This is a genomic window from Sphingomonas flavida, assembly GCF_036663655.1.
In the GTDB taxonomy this organism is placed as follows: Bacteria; Pseudomonadota; Alphaproteobacteria; order Sphingomonadales; family Sphingomonadaceae; genus Sphingomonas.
Genome location: NZ_JAXOJH010000009.1, coordinates 11,338 through 29,533, shown reverse-complemented (window position 1 = coordinate 29,533; position 18,196 = coordinate 11,338). Strand labels below are relative to the sequence as shown.

General features: G+C 66.0%; 9 protein-coding genes. 7 read left to right on the top strand and 2 right to left on the bottom strand.

Features of this window, described 5'->3' with window-relative positions; all coding sequences use genetic code 11:
- Window positions 1–228: 228 nt before the first annotated feature.
- Window positions 229–2,580, top strand: a complete 2,352-nt coding sequence (locus U1703_RS11440) for a glycoside hydrolase family 31 protein (RefSeq protein ID WP_443025798.1) — start codon at window positions 229–231, stop codon at window positions 2,578–2,580.
- Window positions 2,581–2,685: 105 nt separating this feature from the next.
- On the top strand, window positions 2,686–3,276 hold the full coding sequence (locus tag U1703_RS11435; RefSeq protein ID WP_332785783.1) for a hypothetical protein: 591 nt from the start codon (window positions 2,686–2,688) through the stop codon (window positions 3,274–3,276).
- 178 nt (window positions 3,277–3,454) lie between these two features.
- Here U1703_RS11435 and U1703_RS11430 read toward each other — a convergent pair whose 3' ends face one another.
- Window positions 3,455–6,841, bottom strand: a complete 3,387-nt coding sequence (locus U1703_RS11430) for a TonB-dependent receptor (RefSeq protein ID WP_332785782.1) — start codon at window positions 6,839–6,841, stop codon at window positions 3,455–3,457.
- A 308-nt stretch (window positions 6,842–7,149) separates the two neighbouring features.
- Here U1703_RS11430 and U1703_RS11425 point away from each other — a divergent pair, with 308 nt between their 5' ends.
- Genes U1703_RS11425 through U1703_RS11405 form a run of 5 tightly spaced genes read left to right on the top strand, consistent with a single transcriptional unit; the run spans window position 7,150 to window position 15,020 of the window.
- Complete coding sequence (locus U1703_RS11425) at window positions 7,150–8,667, top strand: tryptophan halogenase family protein (protein ID WP_332785781.1); 1,518 nt, start codon at window positions 7,150–7,152, stop codon at window positions 8,665–8,667.
- The gene (locus tag U1703_RS11420; protein WP_332785780.1) at window positions 8,664–10,130 is read left to right on the top strand and encodes a tryptophan halogenase family protein; all 1,467 of its coding nucleotides are present in this window, start codon (window positions 8,664–8,666) and stop codon (window positions 10,128–10,130) included. Before U1703_RS11425 ends, U1703_RS11420 begins: the two co-directional genes overlap by 4 nt.
- The gene (locus U1703_RS11415) at window positions 10,127–11,740 is read left to right on the top strand and encodes a tryptophan halogenase family protein (RefSeq protein ID WP_332785779.1); all 1,614 of its coding nucleotides are present in this window, start codon (window positions 10,127–10,129) and stop codon (window positions 11,738–11,740) included. The genes U1703_RS11420 and U1703_RS11415 overlap by 4 nt, the downstream gene beginning before the upstream one ends.
- A complete protein-coding gene (locus U1703_RS11410; protein WP_332785778.1) occupies window positions 11,737–13,530 on the top strand; it encodes a glycoside hydrolase family 9 protein in 1,794 nt (597 codons plus the stop codon). Before U1703_RS11415 ends, U1703_RS11410 begins: the two co-directional genes overlap by 4 nt.
- 44 nt (window positions 13,531–13,574) lie before the next feature.
- Window positions 13,575–15,020: a GH1 family beta-glucosidase gene (locus U1703_RS11405; protein ID WP_332785777.1), complete on the top strand. Its 1,446-nt coding sequence runs from the start codon at window positions 13,575–13,577 to the stop codon at window positions 15,018–15,020.
- 177 nt (window positions 15,021–15,197) lie between these two features.
- On the opposite strand, the gene U1703_RS11400 is transcribed toward U1703_RS11405, so the two are convergent.
- Window positions 15,198–18,104, bottom strand: a complete 2,907-nt coding sequence (locus U1703_RS11400; RefSeq protein ID WP_332785776.1) for a TonB-dependent receptor — start codon at window positions 18,102–18,104, stop codon at window positions 15,198–15,200.
- Window positions 18,105–18,196: the final 92 nt, after the last annotated feature.

Below are 18,196 nucleotides of genomic sequence, written 5' to 3'. Positions count from 1 at the left end.
GAGTTATGCCGAGCGCCCCCCCAAGGATTCCTCTGCGAAATTTTCCCAGCACCACCCCGGCCTTCTCCGGGGTGGTCCATGGTCTTGGGCGATGTTGCGACTTTCGGAGAAATTTTTCCGGGGGGTGCGGCGATCGAATTTCGTCGCATGTCATTCCCTCTTTCGCACCCGCCGGACCAGCGATAGGGTAGCGTTCACACAAATGAATTTTGTTATTGGGGGACGGATATGCGGGGCAATGCGCGCGCCATGGCGCTGGGCGGTCGGTGGGCCTTGGCGCTATCGGTCCTGCTGGCGGGCGTTGCTCCCGTCGCTCTCACCGCCGATCCGCTGGCCACCGTCGAGCGTAACGGCGCGCTCGTCTCGGTCGAGCCTTACGCTCCCGGCATCGTCCGCGTCACCATCGCCACCGATCGCAGCGAGGCGGAAGGAAAGCCCGGCTATGGCCTGAGCGCGAAAAGCAACGCGAGCGGCTGGTCCCACCGCGCCGACACGACCGGCGACGTCTTCGCCTCTCCCGGCATGACCGTGACGGTCACCGCCCAGCCCTGGCCCAAGCCGCCCAGCCAGATGGAGCGGTATTTCGCGCCCTCGCTGCCGCCCGTGTCGATCAGCTTTGCCGGGCCCGACGGCAAGCCGCTGACGGCCATGAACGGCTGGGAAAAGGCGCCGCACACCGTCTCGGGCGAAAAGACCTTCCGCGTCGGGGCCAGCTTCGTCGACACGCCCGACACCCATTATTATGGCCTGGGCCAGTATCAGGACGGCGTGCTCGACTTGCGCGGACGCACCATCGACTGCCGCCACGACTATGACCGCCCCGGCGGCGAGTCGGTCTGCGTGCCGTTCATGGTGACGGACAAGGGCTATGCGATCCTGTGGGACAATCCGTCCGCGACGACCGTCTCGCCGGGTCTGATGAACGCGACCAAATTCGCCTCGAACGTCGGCGAGCGGGTGTCGTTCTTCGTGATCGCGGGCAAGACGACCGACGAACTCTATGCTGGTTACGCCCGGCTGACCGGCGCCACGCCGTTGCCGCCCAAGGCCGCGTTCGGCCTGATCCAGAGCAAGGCGCGCTACGAGACGCAAGGGCAGTTGACCGAGATCGCCGACGGCTATCGCAAGCGCGGCCTGCCGCTCGACATCATGGTGCTCGACTGGTTCTACTGGACCCGGATGGGGCAGCTAGACATCGACCGCACCGCCTTTCCCGATCCGGCGGGCATGAACGCGCATCTCAAGTCGATGGGGATGCAGAGCATCATCAGCATCTGGCCACGTTTCGAGCGCGAAAGCCGCTGGTTCGACACGCTGGCGGCCAAGGGCTGGCTGATGAAGGACAAGGACGGCAATCCGGTCGACGGCCTGCCGATCCGCTCCGACCGGGCGGGCGCGTTGATCGACAGTACCAATCCGGAGGCGCGCGCCTGGTTCTGGGACAAGATCCGCGACAATATCTTCTCCCAAGGCTTCGACTATGCCTGGCTGGACGAGACCGAGCCCGATCTGGTGCCCGAGGGGCATTTCTATGCCATCGGCTCGGGCGATCGCTATCGCAACGTCTATCCGCTGCTCCACACGTCGAGCGTCGCCGAGGGCTCGGCGCGCGACCGGCCGGACAAGCGCAACATGATCCTGTGCCGCGCCGCCTATCTCGGCACCCAGGCCAATGGCTGCCTGTTCTGGTCGTCCGACGTGCAGTCCAACTGGGAAGCGCTCAAGCGGCAGGTGCCCGCAGGCTTGGGCATGACCGCCAGCGGCATCGCCTATTGGTCCAGCGATACCGGCGGCTGGCAATGGCCGAACGGGCCGGAGGCACGGCACCCGGTGCTGGTCGATCCGGCGGGGGCGACGGCGATGGCGCCGTCGTACCGCGACTACCCCGAACTGTTCGTCCGCTGGTTCCAGTATAACGCCTTCACGCCGACGCTGCGCATCCATGGCCAGCGGCCGGGCACGGCTTTGTGGGATTACGGCACCGCCGCCGAGCCGATCCTGGCGGGCAGCCTGCGCCTTCGCTACGCGCTGATGCCGTATATCTATGCGCTGGGGCGGCAGACCAGCCAGACCGGCGCGCCCTTCATGCGCGCGCTGTTCATGGACTTCCCCAATGATCCGGCGGTCAAGGATCTGGGCGACGAATATATGTTCGGACCGGCCTTCCTGGTCGCCCCCGTCACCGAACAGGGCCAGACGTCGCGCCGCGTCTACCTGCCCGCCGGGGCCGACTGGTATGACTGGTGGACCGACAAGCGCCATATCGGCGGCCAGTGGATCGAGGCCGCCGCGCCGATCGACCATATCCCGCTGTTCGTCCGCGCCGGTTCGATCGTGCCGATGGGCACCCAGGTGCCCAGCACCGCGACGACGCAAGCGCTGGAGAGCGTCCGCGTCTATCCCGGACGCGATGCCGATTTCACGCTTTATGACGATGACGGCGCCACCAACGCCTGGCGCAAGACCAGCGGGCGCAGCGCGACGCTGCGCTGGGACGACAAGGCCCGTCGCCTGACGGCCAGCGGCCGCCTGCCGACCGGTCAGCCAGTCGAGCCGCTGGTCAAGATCATCGGTCGGTAACGGCACGCCAGGCTCGCCGAACAGGCGGCTTGGCGCCTGTTGCCCGCGCGGTACAATCGTTTTGCAACGGACCGGAATATCCGGCCGACAGGAGGGAGAAGGATGATGATCGGAGTGATTGCCATGCTGGTCGCGGCCCTGCCGACAGGGGCTGCGGGCCAGGCCGCCCCTATGGGCGCGCCGAGTGCCGCGGCACAGCCCAGCATCTTCGACAAGGCGATCAACACGCCGGGGATCGGCTGGACGCCCTACGGTCCGAACCAGACCGCCAAGCAGGTGCCCGCCGCCGGAATCCCCGGCGGCAACGCCGTGCAGGTCAGGATCGCCAAGGCCGGGGCCAATCCCTGGGACAGCGGCGTCACCTATCCGACGGTCAAGCCGATCGCATCGGGCGACACGCTGGTCACCATGATCTTCCTGCGCGCGCCGAACGCGCCCGAGGGGCAGGCGGTGACGATCCCCGTCGCCATGGGTGGCTCCGAGCCTCCCTATCCGACGATCACCAGCGAACCGCTTCAGGTCGGATCGACATGGAAACGCTATTTCGTGACGGGCGTCGCGGGCCAGGCCTTTGCGGCGGGCAAGGCGAACGTCTCGGTCCAGCTGGCGGGGGCGAAACAGGTGGTCGAGGTCGGTCCGGCATTCCTGCTCGACATGGGGCCGAAATTCGATCGATCGAAGCTGCCCGCGAACTGATGCGGCGGGGTGGCCGGGGCGGTGTGTCTGCCGCGTCGGCCATCCCGTACCCTACACTCCGCTCGGGCCGAGCGGAGGTTGGTATGAAAAAACCGCCTGCCTCCCCTTGGGGACGCAGGCGGTTTTCTGTTTCAACACGTACCGGCCGAACCCCGAAGGATCCGGCCGGCAAGCCGGATCAGAACGTGCCGCGAAGCGCGAACGAGAAGCGGCGGTCGTTGACGATGTACGAGCGCGGCGCGGTCGCGGTCGAACCGCTGATATAGGCCTGCTCGGTGCGGATGACCTGGTTGGCCAGGTTCACGCCCTGCACGCCGATCTTGAGATACTTGTTCAGGTTGATGAACGCCGAGGCGTCGAGCTGCCCGCCCGCATCCTGATAGATCGAGGTGTACGGGAAGATCACGTCCGCCGGGGTCAGCAGATACTTGGAGCGCCAGTTATACGCCGCACGCAGCGAGACCGGACCCTTTTCATAGAACAGGGCCGCATTGACCGTGTGCTTCGACAGACCCTCGAGCGGGATGTTGCCCGGCTTGATGTTCGACGTGTTGGCAGGCGCACCACCGTTCAGGAACGAGTTGGGCAGGCCCGAGCTGTCGATATAGGTGTAGCTGCCGCTGGCACCGAAGCCGCTGAGCAGGCCCGGCAGGAAGTCGAAAGTCTGCTGATAGGCAACCTCGGCACCCTTGATCTTGCCGGTGCCGTCGAAGTTGGACGGGCCACGGACGAGCACCGACTGGGTAATGCCGTTGCTGGTGATCGAGCGGTTGGTGACCGACTGGTAGAAGAAGTTCTGCACCGACTTGTAGAAGACGTCGACCGAAAGCTGTCCGACGCGCGCGAAATACCATTCGACGGTCGCGTCGAACTGCCACGCGGTCGCGGGCTTCAGATAGGGGTTGCCCGCCGTCGCCGTGATCTGACCGCTATTGGCATCGAAGCCCAGCTGCAGGAAGTTGCGGATGTTCGCAAAGTCCGGACGGGTCATGACCTTCGACGCGGCCAGACGCAGCACCACGTCGCGCCCAATGCCGAACTTCAGGTTCGCGCTGGGCAGGAAGTAATGATACTGGTTCCGCGCCGTGTCCGGTACGGTGATGCCGGTCGAGAAAGCGGCGATGTTATTGTAGGCCGCCTCGCCCAACTGGCAGATGCCGGCCGGACGCCCCGTGACGGTGGTGCCGTCCGGACGGGTGGTGGTCGTGATGGCGCAACGCGTCGCGAAGGCATCGGTCGTGCCCGTCTGCTGCTGGGTCGGCGCACCAATCGAGCCCGCCGAAGTCAAGTCGGTCAGGACGTAACGCACGCCGACATTTCCGCTCATGCGGACATTGCCGAACAGGTTGCCCGGGGTGGCGAAATTCAGCTGGCCGTACAGGTTCTTGTCCTGCTGCGACACGTCCTGGATTTCCGAAGGCAGATACGGCGTACCCGCGACCACGCCCGCCCGCTGCGCCAGCGGCGACCAGGTGGTGGCGGTCGAACCGTTGGCGGTCTTCCACAGATTGCCGATCGACTGGATATAGGCCGCCGACTGCTGGTAACTCCCGCTCAGGTCACCCGTATAATAATAGGCCGACGGCGCACCGTTGGTCGCGCCACGGAAGAAGTTCGGGAAGGTATACAGCTCGGTCTGGCCGGGTGCCTGCGCGAACGACACCGGGTTCGTGCCCGACCACACTTCCGACAGGGCACCCCAGTTATAGGTGGTGTAGCGGACCTGCGACGAACGGTCGGCATAACGCGCGCCGAATTTGGCGTGGGTGAAGAAGCTGCCGTCGTCGAACTTATAGTCGACATCCGCCTTGAACGCATATTCGCGGCCCACGCTGTCTTCCAGGTGGTCCATCGCCGCGCGCCAGAACTGGACGTTGCGGTTGGCGAAATACTGCGAATCGGTCTGCTGGTTCAGCGTCGGGTTGGGCGTGGCCCAGCTTGCCTGCAGCGTCGAGGGCTTGTGCGGGGTCACGATCGGCAGGCTGCCCGACAGGTCGAGCTCCGAATCCGCGAAGGTCGAACCGAACACGCGGAAATCGGTGCTGGTCTTCTTGGCGCGGGTATAGTCGCCGTCCAGGTTGATCGACAGGTGATCGTTCAGCTGGGTCTTCAGGTTCAGACCGAAATCGGTGACGGTGTTCTCGTCACGGGTCATGCCACGCGCCAGCGACTGCTGCGTACCGCCGGTGGGAACCCAGCAGGTCGCCTGGCCGCTGCACGATGCGCGGTAACCGTTGCCCGGTGCCGTGATATAGCCCGACTGGAACAGGCCGTTCGCGTCATAGGCATAGTTCTTGGTCGTGCCGGTGGGGCACTGCGCAATCGTCGAGTTGGCGGGCCCCAGATTGTTCTGGAGACAGCCGACTGGGAAAGTGTTGTATTCGGCCAGATCGGGCGCGGTTTCGAAAGTCCGCTCCGAGGTGTTGTTGATCGTGTGGGTACGCAGGAACTGCGCGGTCAGGACGGTACGCTCGTCGGTGCTCTGCCACTGGCCCGCCAGCGCGATACCGTCACGCTTGCGATCGAACTCCTGCGTCGCGAACTGGCCGCCGATCGGGGCATAACGCAGCGATGCCGGGTCGAGATTGCCGTCCGCACCCGGCGTGCTGGCCGCGCCGCACGCAAAACCGGTCGTGCCGCCGACGGGCAGCGTCGTCTGGTCGACCGTGCCGGGCAACGGGTTGCGGCAGTTCTGTGCGGTCGTCGAGTTCGCCGCCAGCGCCAGCGTGTTGTCGCGGGTCTGGATGTTGGTGATGCGGATGCTGTCGGCGCGGCTGCGAACGCGCGAATAGGACACGTTGCCGAGCAGGCCGAAACGGCCGATGCCGGTGTCCCAGGTATCGCTGACCAACAGCGAGCCGGTCGGCGACCACTTCTTCTTGAAGTCGCCGTAATTGCCCTCGGCGGTGAAGCCCAAGTGGAAGCCCTTGTTGTCGAAGGGCTTGCGGGTGTTCAGGTTAACGGTACCGGCAAGACCACCCTCGATCAGCTCGGCGGTGGCGTTCTTGTACACCTCGACCGAACCCAGCAGTTCGGCGGGCACGTCCGAGAAGTTGATCGCCTGGCCACCGATACCGGCCGAGAAGGTGTCGCGGCCGTTGAATTCGGAGCGGACGAAGGTCAGGCCGCGTACCGCGACGCCCGAACCTTCGACCGAGAAGTGGTCGGGGTCGTTGGCGGCGGCGAAGCGGCTGATCGACACGCCGGGAACGCGCTGAAGCGCCTCGGTGACCGAACGGTCGGGCAGCGCGCCGATGTCGCTGGCGGTGATTGCGTCGACGACCGTGTCCGAATTGCGCTTGATCGACTGGGCGTTGGCCAGGCTCTGGCGGATGCCGGTGACGACGACTTCGTTGGTCGTATTCTCGGCATCGCCGGCGGGCGGCTGCGCCCCGGCGGCCTGGACGCTGGCGCTGGTGCGCGGCGTAGTGGATCCTGCCGTACCCTGACCCGCGACGGCACCGGTCGGCGACGAAGCGCTCTGGTCTGGATCGGTCGTGGTCTGTGCGAAGGCGGGCGTGGTCAGCGCGGCGATGCACAAAGCACCGGCGGACGCGCCGAGCATAAGCCGATTGAAACGATAAGCATTGGCATTAAGCGGCGCAGCGCTGCGCATATCGGTCATCCCCCCCTGGTCGCGCGCCCCATTGGCGTCACGTTATATTAGGTCGCGTTCGTGCCTATTGGCCTGATCCGCAGACTCGTGATTGCGCTACCAGCAACATTTCGACAAGATGTTTAACTTATAAGCGTCCGATCCGGGACAAGGTGCGACATTCCTGCCACGCTGGCTTTCAGGGTGGATTGCAGGAAGCCGTAACCCACGCCATGGAATGAGAAAAATGGCCTACGAATTCGGTGGGTCGGGAGTGGATGACGAAGGTGACAAACGACAAGGTTCGGGTCGTCATTGTGGGCGGCGGTACGGCAGGCTGGATGGCCGGCGCCGCGTTCACGCGTCTCCTTTCGGGACAGTGCAGCGTTCGATTGATCGAATCGGACGCGATCGGCGTGGTCGGCGTGGGTGAGGCCACCCTGCCCCATATCCGCGCGTTCAACGAACGGCTGGGCATTTCCGAGGCCGATTTCATGGCGCGCACCGCCGCCACCTTCAAGCTGGGTATCGAGTTTCGCGACTGGGGCCGGATCGGTGACAGTTATATCCACCCCTTCGGCACGTTCGGACGCGGGGTGGGCGCGGTCGACTTTCACCATTATTGGGCGCGGCTGATGCGCGAGGGGCACGACCTGCCGCCGCTTGACGACGTATCCTATGCCTGCAAGCTCGCCCGTGAGGCCCGGTTCGATCATCCCAACCAGGTGCGGGGCGGCCTGCCCTCGACCTTCGGATATGCCTATCAGTTCGATGCGCTGCTGTTCGCGCCCTATCTGCGCCAGCTCTCCGAGGAAGCGGGCGCGGTGCGGACCGAGGGGATGGTCGTCGATGTCGAGCGGGACAGCGAAAGCGGCCTGATCCGCGCGGTCGTGCTGGACAGCGGCGAGCGTGTCGAGGGCGACCTGTTCATCGACTGTTCGGGCTTCCGCTCGCTGCTGCTCGGCCAGACGCTGGAGGAGCCGTTCGAGGACTGGTCGAAATGGCTGCCGACCGACCGCGCGGTGGCGATGCCGTGCCGGACCGAAACCGCCGTCACCCCCTATACCAGCGCGATCGCCATGCCCGCCGGATGGCGCTGGCGCATCCCGCTCCAGCATCGCACCGGCAACGGCTATGTCTATGCCAGCGACTTCATCAGCGATGCCGACGCGGCACGCGCGCTGGAGCAGGCGGTCGAGGGCGCACCGCTGGCCGCGCCGCGCCAGCTTCGCTTCAAGGCGGGTCGTCGCCGTCGCAGCTGGGTCGGCAACTGCGTCGCCATCGGACTGGCCAGCGGGTTCCTGGAACCGCTGGAATCGACCAGCATCTATCTGGTGCAGCAGGCGATCACCGCCCTGATCGAGCTGTTCCCAACGCGCGAGATGGCCGCGTCCGACCGCGACGAGTTCAACCGGATCATCGACCTGGAATATGACCGGATCCGCGACTTCCTGATCCTGCATTACCACGCCACGACGCGCGACGATTCGCCCTTCTGGAACTATGTCCGCACCATGCCCATCCCGGGCAGCCTGGCCGAGAAGATGGAGCTGTGGCGCAGGCGAGCGCGGGTGGTGAAGTATCGCGAGGGCGTCTTCCTGGATGCCAGCTGGATCGCGGTCTATCTGGGCCAGGGAATCGTTCCCCAAGGCTGGGACCCGCGCGCTGATACGGCCGCCGCCCCCGATCTACTGCGCGCCGTCGGCGATCTTCGCGCCGAGATCGCCGCCGATGTCGGCACGCGGCCGGGCCACCGCGCCTTTCTGGAACGCTATTGCCCGATGGCTGCGGCATGAGCGCCGCCGATCGCATCGGCCATGTGCTGGTCGCCGGGGGCGGGCTGACCGGCTGGTACGCCGCCGCCGCGCTGAAGCGCCGGGCACCGTTCCTGACCGTGACACTGCTCGCCACCCCTCCGGCAGCGGATGCGCTGGCCGACTGCATCGCCTGCACCCTGCCCTCGCTGCCCGGTTTTCAGGCCGATCTGGGCATCGGTGAGGATGACGGGGTGACCCGCACCGGCGCAGGCTATCGGCTGGGAACGCGCTTCGTGGGTTGGGCGGAGGGACGGCCGGATTATGTTCATGCCTATGACGGCTATGGCCACCCCATCGGATCGGCGGCGTTTCACCTCCACTGGGTTCGCGCGGCGCAGGACGGCGCGGTTGCGCCCTTCGATACATTCTCCCCAGCCGCGCAGTTGGCCCGCGCCGGGCGGTTCGTGCCGCCGACGCCCGACACGCCCTTTGCCGGGCATGATTACGGCCTGACCCTCGACCTCGATCGTCAGCGGGCGATGATCCGCGCCTTCGCAACCCATGTCGGCGTGATCGAGATGCCGGGCGAGATCGCCGAGGTTTCGGTCGATACGCGTGGCTTCGTGACCGGCGTGACGCTGGTCGACGGGCGGACCGTGACGGCGGACCTGTATGTCGACGCGACCGGCCCCGCCGCCACGTTGCGCGGTGCGGTGGACGAGGAATGGCGGGACTGGCAAGCATGGTTGCCCTGCGACCGCGTGCTGCTGGCGATGGCCCCGGCGGGCGAAGGTGCGACTGTCCTGACCGAGGTGACCGCGCACGGGGCCGGATGGCGCTGGTCGAGCGGGGAGCAGCGCGGCATCGCCTATAGCGCATCGCATCTGTCCGACGCCGATGCCGCCGCGATGCTGGGCACGACGGCCGACGCAGTCATCGCGATCCGCCCCGGCACCCGCCCCTGCCCCTGGCGCGGCAACTGCATCGCCATCGGCGACGCCGCCACCCAGGTCGAGCCGCTGGAATGGTGTAACCTCCATCTGGCGCTGAGTGCGATCGACCGGCTGATCGCGATGCTGCCCGACCGCCACATGGCCGAGGTCGAAGCCGCCGACTTCAACCGCCAGACGCTGGCCGAGGCCGAGCGGGTGCGCGATTTCCTGGCCGCGCATTACCGCACCGCGCACCGTCCCGAGCCGATGTGGCAGGCGGTCGCCGACACTGCACCGCCGCCCGGCCTGGCGCATACGCTGGCCCAGTTCGCCGAACGCGGTCGCCTGCCTTTCTATGAGGAAGAGACCTTCACCCGCGACAGCTGGGCCGCGATCCTGCTGGGTCAGGGGTTCCTGCCGCGCCGGGTCGATCCGCTGGTTCATTCCATCTCGCCCGAGGACGTGCACCGCGCGATGGCGCGGATGACCGACGCGATCGCCGCGGCCCTTCCGCACACCCCCGCCCATGCCCAGTGGCGTGCGGCCCAGATGAGGCGCCTTGCCCGATGACCCCCAAGCATGACCAGATGATCCGCCGGGTCGTGATCGTCGGCGGCGGCACGGCGGGGTGGATGGCCGCCGCCGCCTTCGCCCGGTTGCTGAACAACGGCTATACCCAGATCACGCTGGTCGAATCGGATGAGATCGGTACGGTCGGCGTCGGCGAGGCGACGATCCCGCCGATCATCACCTTCAACCAGATGCTCGGGCTGGACGAGAACGACTTTCTCGCCAAGACCGGCGGCACCTTCAAGCTGGGCATAGAGTTCGTCGACTGGGGCCAGCGCGGCGAGCGTTATTTCCACCCCTTCGGACGCCATGGCCAGGATTTGCAGGGCGTCCATTTCCACCAGCTCTACCTGCGCGAACGCAGCCGCCGCGCGCTGCCCGACATCGCCGACTGGTCGATGAGCGCGATGGCAGCGCGGAGCGGCAAGTTCGGTCGCGCCAAGGCCGATGCGCGCTCACCCATCCGCGAACTGTTCTACGCCTTCCACTTCGATGCCTCGCTCTATGCGCGTTACCTGCGCGGCTATGCCGAGCGCGGTGGCGTGACGCGGGTCGAGGGGCGGATCGACACGGTGAACCTCCGCCCGGAGGACGGCTATGTCGAGGCGGTGACGCTGGCCGATGGGCGGCGGATCGAGGGCGACCTGTTCATCGACTGCTCGGGCTTTCGCGGTTTGTTGATCGAGGAGGCGCTGGAAACCGGCTATGAAAGCTATGCCCGGTGGCTGCCCTGCGATTGCGCGGTCGCGGCCCCCTGCGCCTTGCCCGACCCGGCCGAGCCCGATCCCTTCACCCGCTCGACCGCGCGCGATGCCGGGTGGCAGTGGCGTATCCCGCTGCAACATCGGATGGGTAATGGCTTGGTCTATTGCAGCGACTATCTGGATGCCGAGGCGGCCGAAACCCAGTTGCTCGGCAGCTTGGAAGGCGAGCAGTTGGGCGATGCCCGCCATCTGCGCTTCACCGCCGGACGGCGGCGGCAGAGCTGGAACCGCAACGTCGTGGCGCTCGGCCTGTCGAGCGGATTTCTCGAACCACTGGAGTCGACCAGCATCCATCTGGTCCAGGCCGCGATCCAGCGGTTGGTGGCGCTGTTCCCCGACAAGCGTTTCGATCCGTCCGAACGCGACGAGTTCAATCGCCAGATGCACGATTTGTATGAGGATGTGCGCGACTTCATCATCCTGCATTACAAGGCGACCCGGCGCGACGACACGCCCTTCTGGAACCGCGTGCGCACTATGGACGTGCCCGACAGCCTGGCGCGCAAGATGGATTTGTGGGCAGGCAAGGGACGGTTATTCCGCGAAGGCTATGACCTGTTCAGCAACCCCAGTTGGGTCGCGGTCTGCCTGGGCCAGGGGATCGTGCCCGAAAGCTGGGAACCCGCCGTCGACGCGCTGGACGAAAATCTCGTCGCACAGGCGCTTGAACAGATGCGCGCCGGTTATGCTGATGTCGCCGCGCGCCTGCCCAGCCATGGCGACTTCCTGCGCATGACCGCCCCCTCGCCACTCGCCCCCGCCATGGCCAAGGGGCGACCCGCCGATAGCGGGTTCGACTTCGCCCGTGCGCCCGGCGGCGGCACCGGCAACGGCCCGCTGTTGTGAAGCGCCTTGCCCTGCCCTTGCTGGCACTGGCGAGTATCGGCGCGACCGATGCGCCGGGGCCGCACCTCAACCAGGTCGGCTTCCGACCCGACACCGCCAAGCGCGCGATCATCGCCGCCGGGGGGTCGAAGCCGCTGGCATGGGACGTGCTGGACGAAGCGGGCAGCGTCGTCGCGCGCGGACAGGCCGTGCCGTTCGGCCCCGACGCCGCCTCGGGCGACACGGTGCAGCAGATCGACTTCGCCACGGTGCGGACGCCCGGCACCTATCGCCTGCGCATCGATGGCCGGGTGAGCCACACCTTTGCGATTGCACCCGATATCTACCGCCCGCTGGCCCGCGCCGCACTGAACTTCTTCTACCAGCAGCGCGCCGGGACGCCGATCGAGGCGGGTTTTGCCGGGGGTGCCGAATGGGCGCGCGCGGCGGGGCACAGCAAGGAAGTCGTGTCCTGCTTCAAGGGCACCGACCAGTCCGGCACGATCTGGCCCGGCTGCCCTTACACGCTCGACGTGACCGGCGGTTGGTATGATGCGGGCGACCAGGGCAAATATGTCGTCAATGGCGGCATCTCGCTATGGATGCTGCAAAACCTGTACGAGGCCAATGCCGTCGCGCCGCCCTTTGCCGATGGCAGCGCCGCCTTACCCGAGGCGGGGAACGGCATCAACGACCTGCTCGACGAAACACGTTGGGAGATGCGGTTCCTGCTGTCGATGCAGGTGCCCCAGGGGCAAACCCTGTCCCTGCCGGTCGGGCCGCAGGGGCGCGGGCCTTATCGGCTGACGCCGGTCGATGCCGGAGGCATGGCGCATCACAAGGTCGCCGACCGCCACTGGACCACCCTGCCCACCGCGCCCGCCGACGACCGCGAGGAGCGGCTGCTCTATCCGCCCAGCACCGCCGCGACGCTGAACCTGGCGGCGACCGCCGCGCAATGTTCGCGGATCTGGCGAAACGTGGACAAGGATTTTGCCAGGCGCTGCCTGACGGCGGCGGGCAAGGCGTATGAGGCGGCGCTGCGCAATCCCGACATCTATGCCGCGCAAGCCTTTACCGGCAGCGGCGGTTACGGCGACGACAACCTGTCGGACGAGCTCTATTGGACGACCGCCGAGCTTTATGCCGCGACCGGCATGCCCGAACTGGCCGAGGCGCTGCACCGGATGCCGCTCCACACTGCGCCGCTGTCCGGCGAGCCTAGCTGGGCCTCGACCGCCGCGCTGGGCACGATCACGCTGGCGACCGCGAGCGGCGTGGCACCCGACGAGCGGGCGGCGGCGCGTGCGAAACTGGTCGCGCTGGCCGACCGGTTCCTGGCCGAGGAAGCGCGCTCGGGCTATCACATCCCCTATGCCTCGACCGCCTATAGCTGGGGCTCGAACAGCGGCATTTTGGGGCGCGGCATGATCCTGGCGCTCGCCGCCCGCTTCACCGGCGAGGCGCGCTACCGCGACGGCGCGGTCGATGCGATGGACTATGTGCTGGGCCGCAACCCGCTCGACCAGAGTTATGTCAGCGGTTTCGGCTGGAAACCGATGATGCACCCGCATCACCGTTTCTGGGCGCATCAGGTGGATGCCCGGATGCCCGGCCCCCCGCCCGGCGTGCTGAGCGGCGGCGCGAACAGCACCAGCTTTCCCGAAGCCTCGGCATCGCTGCAGGGTCGCTGCGTGGGCATGCGCTGCTGGATCGACGATGCGCGCGCCTATGCGCATAACGAGGTTGCGATCAACTGGAACGCGCCGCTCGTCTGGCTGGCGAGCGACCTGGCCGCGCCAGTCCGATAGATTTCCACCAACACCAATTTCAATATTTCGGAGGGGACGTAAAAATGGATCGTCGTAATTTCATGAAGTCCGGCATGACGCTGGGCGGGGCCGCGCTGGCCACCGGTGGCGGCACGCTGGCGGCCAGCGGCGCGGCGGCGGCGACCGCGTCGGACCTGAGTTTTCCCAAGGACTTCCTGTGGGGCTGCGCCACCGCCTCGTACCAGATCGAAGGCGCGGTGAAGGAAGACGGGCGCGGCCAGACCAACTGGGACGTGTTTTCGCATACGCCGGGCAAGATCGCGAACAACGACACCGGCGACGTCGCCTGCGACAGCTATCACCGCTATAACGAAGACATCGCGCTCCTGAAGAATCTGGGTGTGAAGGCGTATCGCATGTCGATCGCCTGGTCGCGCATCTTCCCCGAGGGTCGCGGCAAGCCCAACCAGAAGGGCCTGGATTATTATAACCGCGTGATCGACGCACTGCTGGCGGCGGGCATCCAGCCCAACGTCACCATGTTCCACTGGGACCTGCCCCAGGCGCTGCCCGGCGGCTGGCAGAATCGCGACACGGCCAAGGCGTTCGCCGACTATGCGGGCTTCATGGCGGGCAAGCTGTCCGACCGCGTCCACCGCTTCATGACGGTCAACGAGCTGCGCTGCTTCACCGATCTGGGCCATATGGTCGGCATCCACGCGCCGGGCCTGAAGCTGCCCCAGGGACAGGTGAACCAGGTCCGCCACCATGGCTGTCTGGCGCATGGCCTGGGTGTCCAGGCGATCCGCGCCAATGCCAAGGCGGGCACCGAGGTCGGCATCGCCGACAATGCCAGCATCTTCGTCCCCGTCATCGAGACGCCCGAGCATATCGAGGCGACGAAGAAGGCGATGCGCGAAGAGAACGCCATGTTCCTGACCGCCGTCATGGAGGGCAAATATACCGACGCCTATCTGAAGGGCGCGGGCGCCGATGCGCCCAAGGTGCAGGCGGGCGACATGGCGGCGATCGCCAGCCCGCTCGATTTCGTGGCGCTCAACATCTACACGCCGACCTTCGTCAAGGCGAACCCGGAGGACCCGCGCGGCTATACCCCGCTGCCGCACCTGCCCAACTCGCCGCGCATGGCCTCGCCCTGGCTCTATGTCGGCCCCGAGGCCGCCTATTGGGGCGTGCGCGCGGTCAGCGAGATGTGGAGCCCCAAGGCGATCTACATCTCGGAGAACGGCACCTCGGCCGACGACAAGCTGAACGACAAGGGCCTGGTCGATGACGGCGACCGGATCATGTACCTGCGCAACTATCTGGGCCAGTTCCGTCGCGCCGCGACCGAGGGATATCCGCTCAAGGGCTATTTCCTCTGGAGCCTGATGGACAATTTCGAATGGGCCGACGGTTATGGTCTGCGCTTCGGCCTGCACCATGTCGACTATGCGACCCAGAAACGCACCCCCAAGCTGAGCGCGCAGTGGTATAAGGAGCTGATCCGCCGCAACGCGCTCGTCTGATCCCGCCGACCTGACCAAGACGAAACCCCGCCGGTCGCAGGACCGGCGGGGTTTTTCCGTGGTCGGGGCGCTCTCCCCCCTGCCCGCCAGGAAAAAGGGCCGGAACGGCCCGTGCCGTCCCAGCCCCGAAGGTGCCCTTGCGGGCGTGGCGGGTGGGGCGATGCCCACCCGACCGGATCAGAAGCGGAAGCGCAGACCCACGCCGTAATAACGACCCTCGTCGCGAATATCGCGCGGGTAGCGCAGGCCATCACCATATTGCGCATAGTTGTTGAACGGCTGCGCCAGCAGGTTGGCCACGTCGAAGGTTACGGTGACCTCCTTCATGATGTTGTAGTTGAACGAGAAGTCCAGGCGCTGAATCTGTTCGACACCCTCGCCGTTGTATACGCCCTGCGCGTTGACGAAGTTGCTGTTCAGATACGCGTCACGATTGTTCAACGACAGGCGGGTCGAGACATCGCCCTTTTCGTAGAACAGCGCGACATTGTACGTCCAGCGCGACAGGCCCGGGATGTTGACGAACGGCGGCTCGGTCGTGCCGCCAGCGCTGGCGAACACATTGGCCGGATATTGCTGCTCACCGATCAGATAGGTCGTGTTCGCCTGCACGCCGAACCCGCTCCACAGCCCCGGCAGGAAGTCGAAGAAGGTCTGCGCCCCCAGCTCGAAGCCCTTGATCTTGCCGCGACCGGCATTTTCGGGACGGTTGATCTCCAGCAGGCCGTACACCGGATCGATCGTCCGGTTTACATAAGTGCTGATGAAACCCTTCAGGTCGCGATAGAAGGCGGCGGCGGTGATCGAGGCGGTCGGCGAGAAGTAATATTCGATCGTGGCGTCGTAATTCTTCGAGGTCAGCGGCTGAAGGTCCGGGTTGCCACCATTACCGAATGCGTCGGGGCGTCCTTGCAGGCCCGGGCCGAAGCGGGTGTCGGGCAACTGGTCGGGAACGGGCGTTGCCGTATTCTGCGAAATGAAGATCGCCGGGTTCAACTGATTGAATTCGGGTTTGGTGCGGGTGATCGTAAAGCCGAAGCGCACCTGCAACTTGTCGTTCGGACGCACGCGCAGACTGAAGTTGGGCAGCACGTCGACATAATTCGCCTTGGTGCTGCGCGGCTCTGCACGGGTCACGCCGTTGAACGTGACGCTCGACAGGCCGCTATACCGGCCGACCGTGTTGACGACGCGCGTACCGACCAGGCCGTCGACACGGACCGCGCCGATATCGAATTCATATTTGGCCTGCCCGTAAAACGCATAGGTCTGCTCCGTGGCATAGAATTCCTGCAACGGATCGAACTGGACCTGTGGCGACTGCCAGCGGTTCAGCGCGTCGCGATATCCCTGGTCGGTCGGGTTGCCGGCGATGATCCGCTGGAGCGCGTCGATCGAGAATTGACGCAACTGACTGGCGTTGCCCGCAATACCCTCACGCGACGGCATCAGCCAGCTGGTGAAGCCCTGGTTGCCGCGGAAGGCGTTCTGGGTCAACGCCAGGGTGCCGGTCGGCGTCTGGTTCAGCGGGATGCCCAGCCATTCGGTATAGGCATAACGATTGCCGCGTTCCAGCGAGGCATCGCGATCGGTCCAGCGCACGCCGATCTGCAGCTTGGGGACCAGCGACAGGTTGGTGTCGAAGTCCAGATCGCCGCGCCACTGCCAGCCCTTGCCCTGGACCCGGTAGATGCTCTCGAAATAACCGCGCCAGATATAGTTGGCGGGGTTGGACGCATCGAAACCCGGCAGGCTGAAGGACGAGCCGCCATCGACGAAGAAGCGGACATCGGCCTGCGGCGCGCCCGCGAACGCCGTGTCGAAGCTCCATTCATTGGTGCCATATTGCGACGTCGTATAGGCCAGGTCGGTCGAGAAATGTGCCGGACCCAGGTCCCACTTGCCGCCGACGGCCACCTGATAGGTGTCGGTATAGCCCTTGTTCGTGCTGCGATAGGTTTCGGGCCGGACGCCGCCCGTCTTCGTCAGGCTTTCGACCTGACGCGCCTCGCCGTCCCGCAGAACGACATTGCTGAAGCTGGGAGAACCGTCGACCAGCGGCACGCGCATCCAGTCATTGGCGGTTTCGCCGCGATAGCTCTGGTAGAGGAAATCATAATAGATTTCGAGATTGTGCGCCGGGCGCCACTGGACGTTGGCGTTGACCGCCGGGCGCCAGCGCTTGCCGCTGTCGTTATAGACGCCGACCGCCGCCGGGATCGCCCAGGTGCGCCCCACCGAGGACGGGCTGACCGTCGAATTCGCGCCGGGGGTCGTCACGAAGCCATCGGCCCAGCGCACGGCGTTGCGATACTGGGCCTGCGTATAGGCCGCGTTGACCAGCCAGCCGATTTCACCGATCGCCGTATCGGCACGCTGGCTGATCAGCAGGTTCCCCAACGGGTCGAACTTCTTGGACTGGTCGTTATACGTCCCGCGGATGCCGCCTGCGATCGTGAAGCCCTTCTCGAAATCGAAGGGACGGCGCGAGCGGACGTTGATGAGGCCCGCCAGGCCTGGTTCGAGCAGGTCGGCGGTGCCCGACTTGTACACTTCGAGACCCGCAAGCGCACCGGCCGGAAAATCCTGGAGCGCGGCGCGGCGGTTCTCGGCGGTGAAGATGTCGCGGCCGTTGAAGGTCGTCGCCACGTCGGGCAGACCGCGCACGAGAACCTGCGTCACTTCGTCGCTGAACCGGCTGACCTGGACGCCGGTGACGCGGGCGAGCGATTCCGCCGCCGTATTGTCAGGCAGCTTGCCGATGTCCTGCGCGACGATGGCGTCCAGGATCGCATCGGAATTGCGCTTGATCGCCTGCGCGCTGCCCAGGCTGGCGCGGTAGCCGGTGACGACGATGTCGCGCGGGTCGACATTGTTGTCGAGATTTTCGGTCGCCTGCGTCCCCGGACTGCGTCCCGCCGCACTCGCCGTCGCCTGTTCCTGGGCGACGGGGGCCTGTGCCTCGATCGGTGCGTTGGGATCGGCCGCCTCGGCCTTTTGTTCGGGCGTGGCGGTCTGCGCCATGGCAGGCGCGGCCAGCAGCGCGAATGACGCAACCGAAAGCAACAAGGCGTGACGCTTCATCAGGAAATCCCCTCTGGTAGGCCCGACCTTTCGGTGCCCTTCGACGCCATTTGTCTGACTAGCGGAGGATTTGGTCAAGCCTGCCATGACAA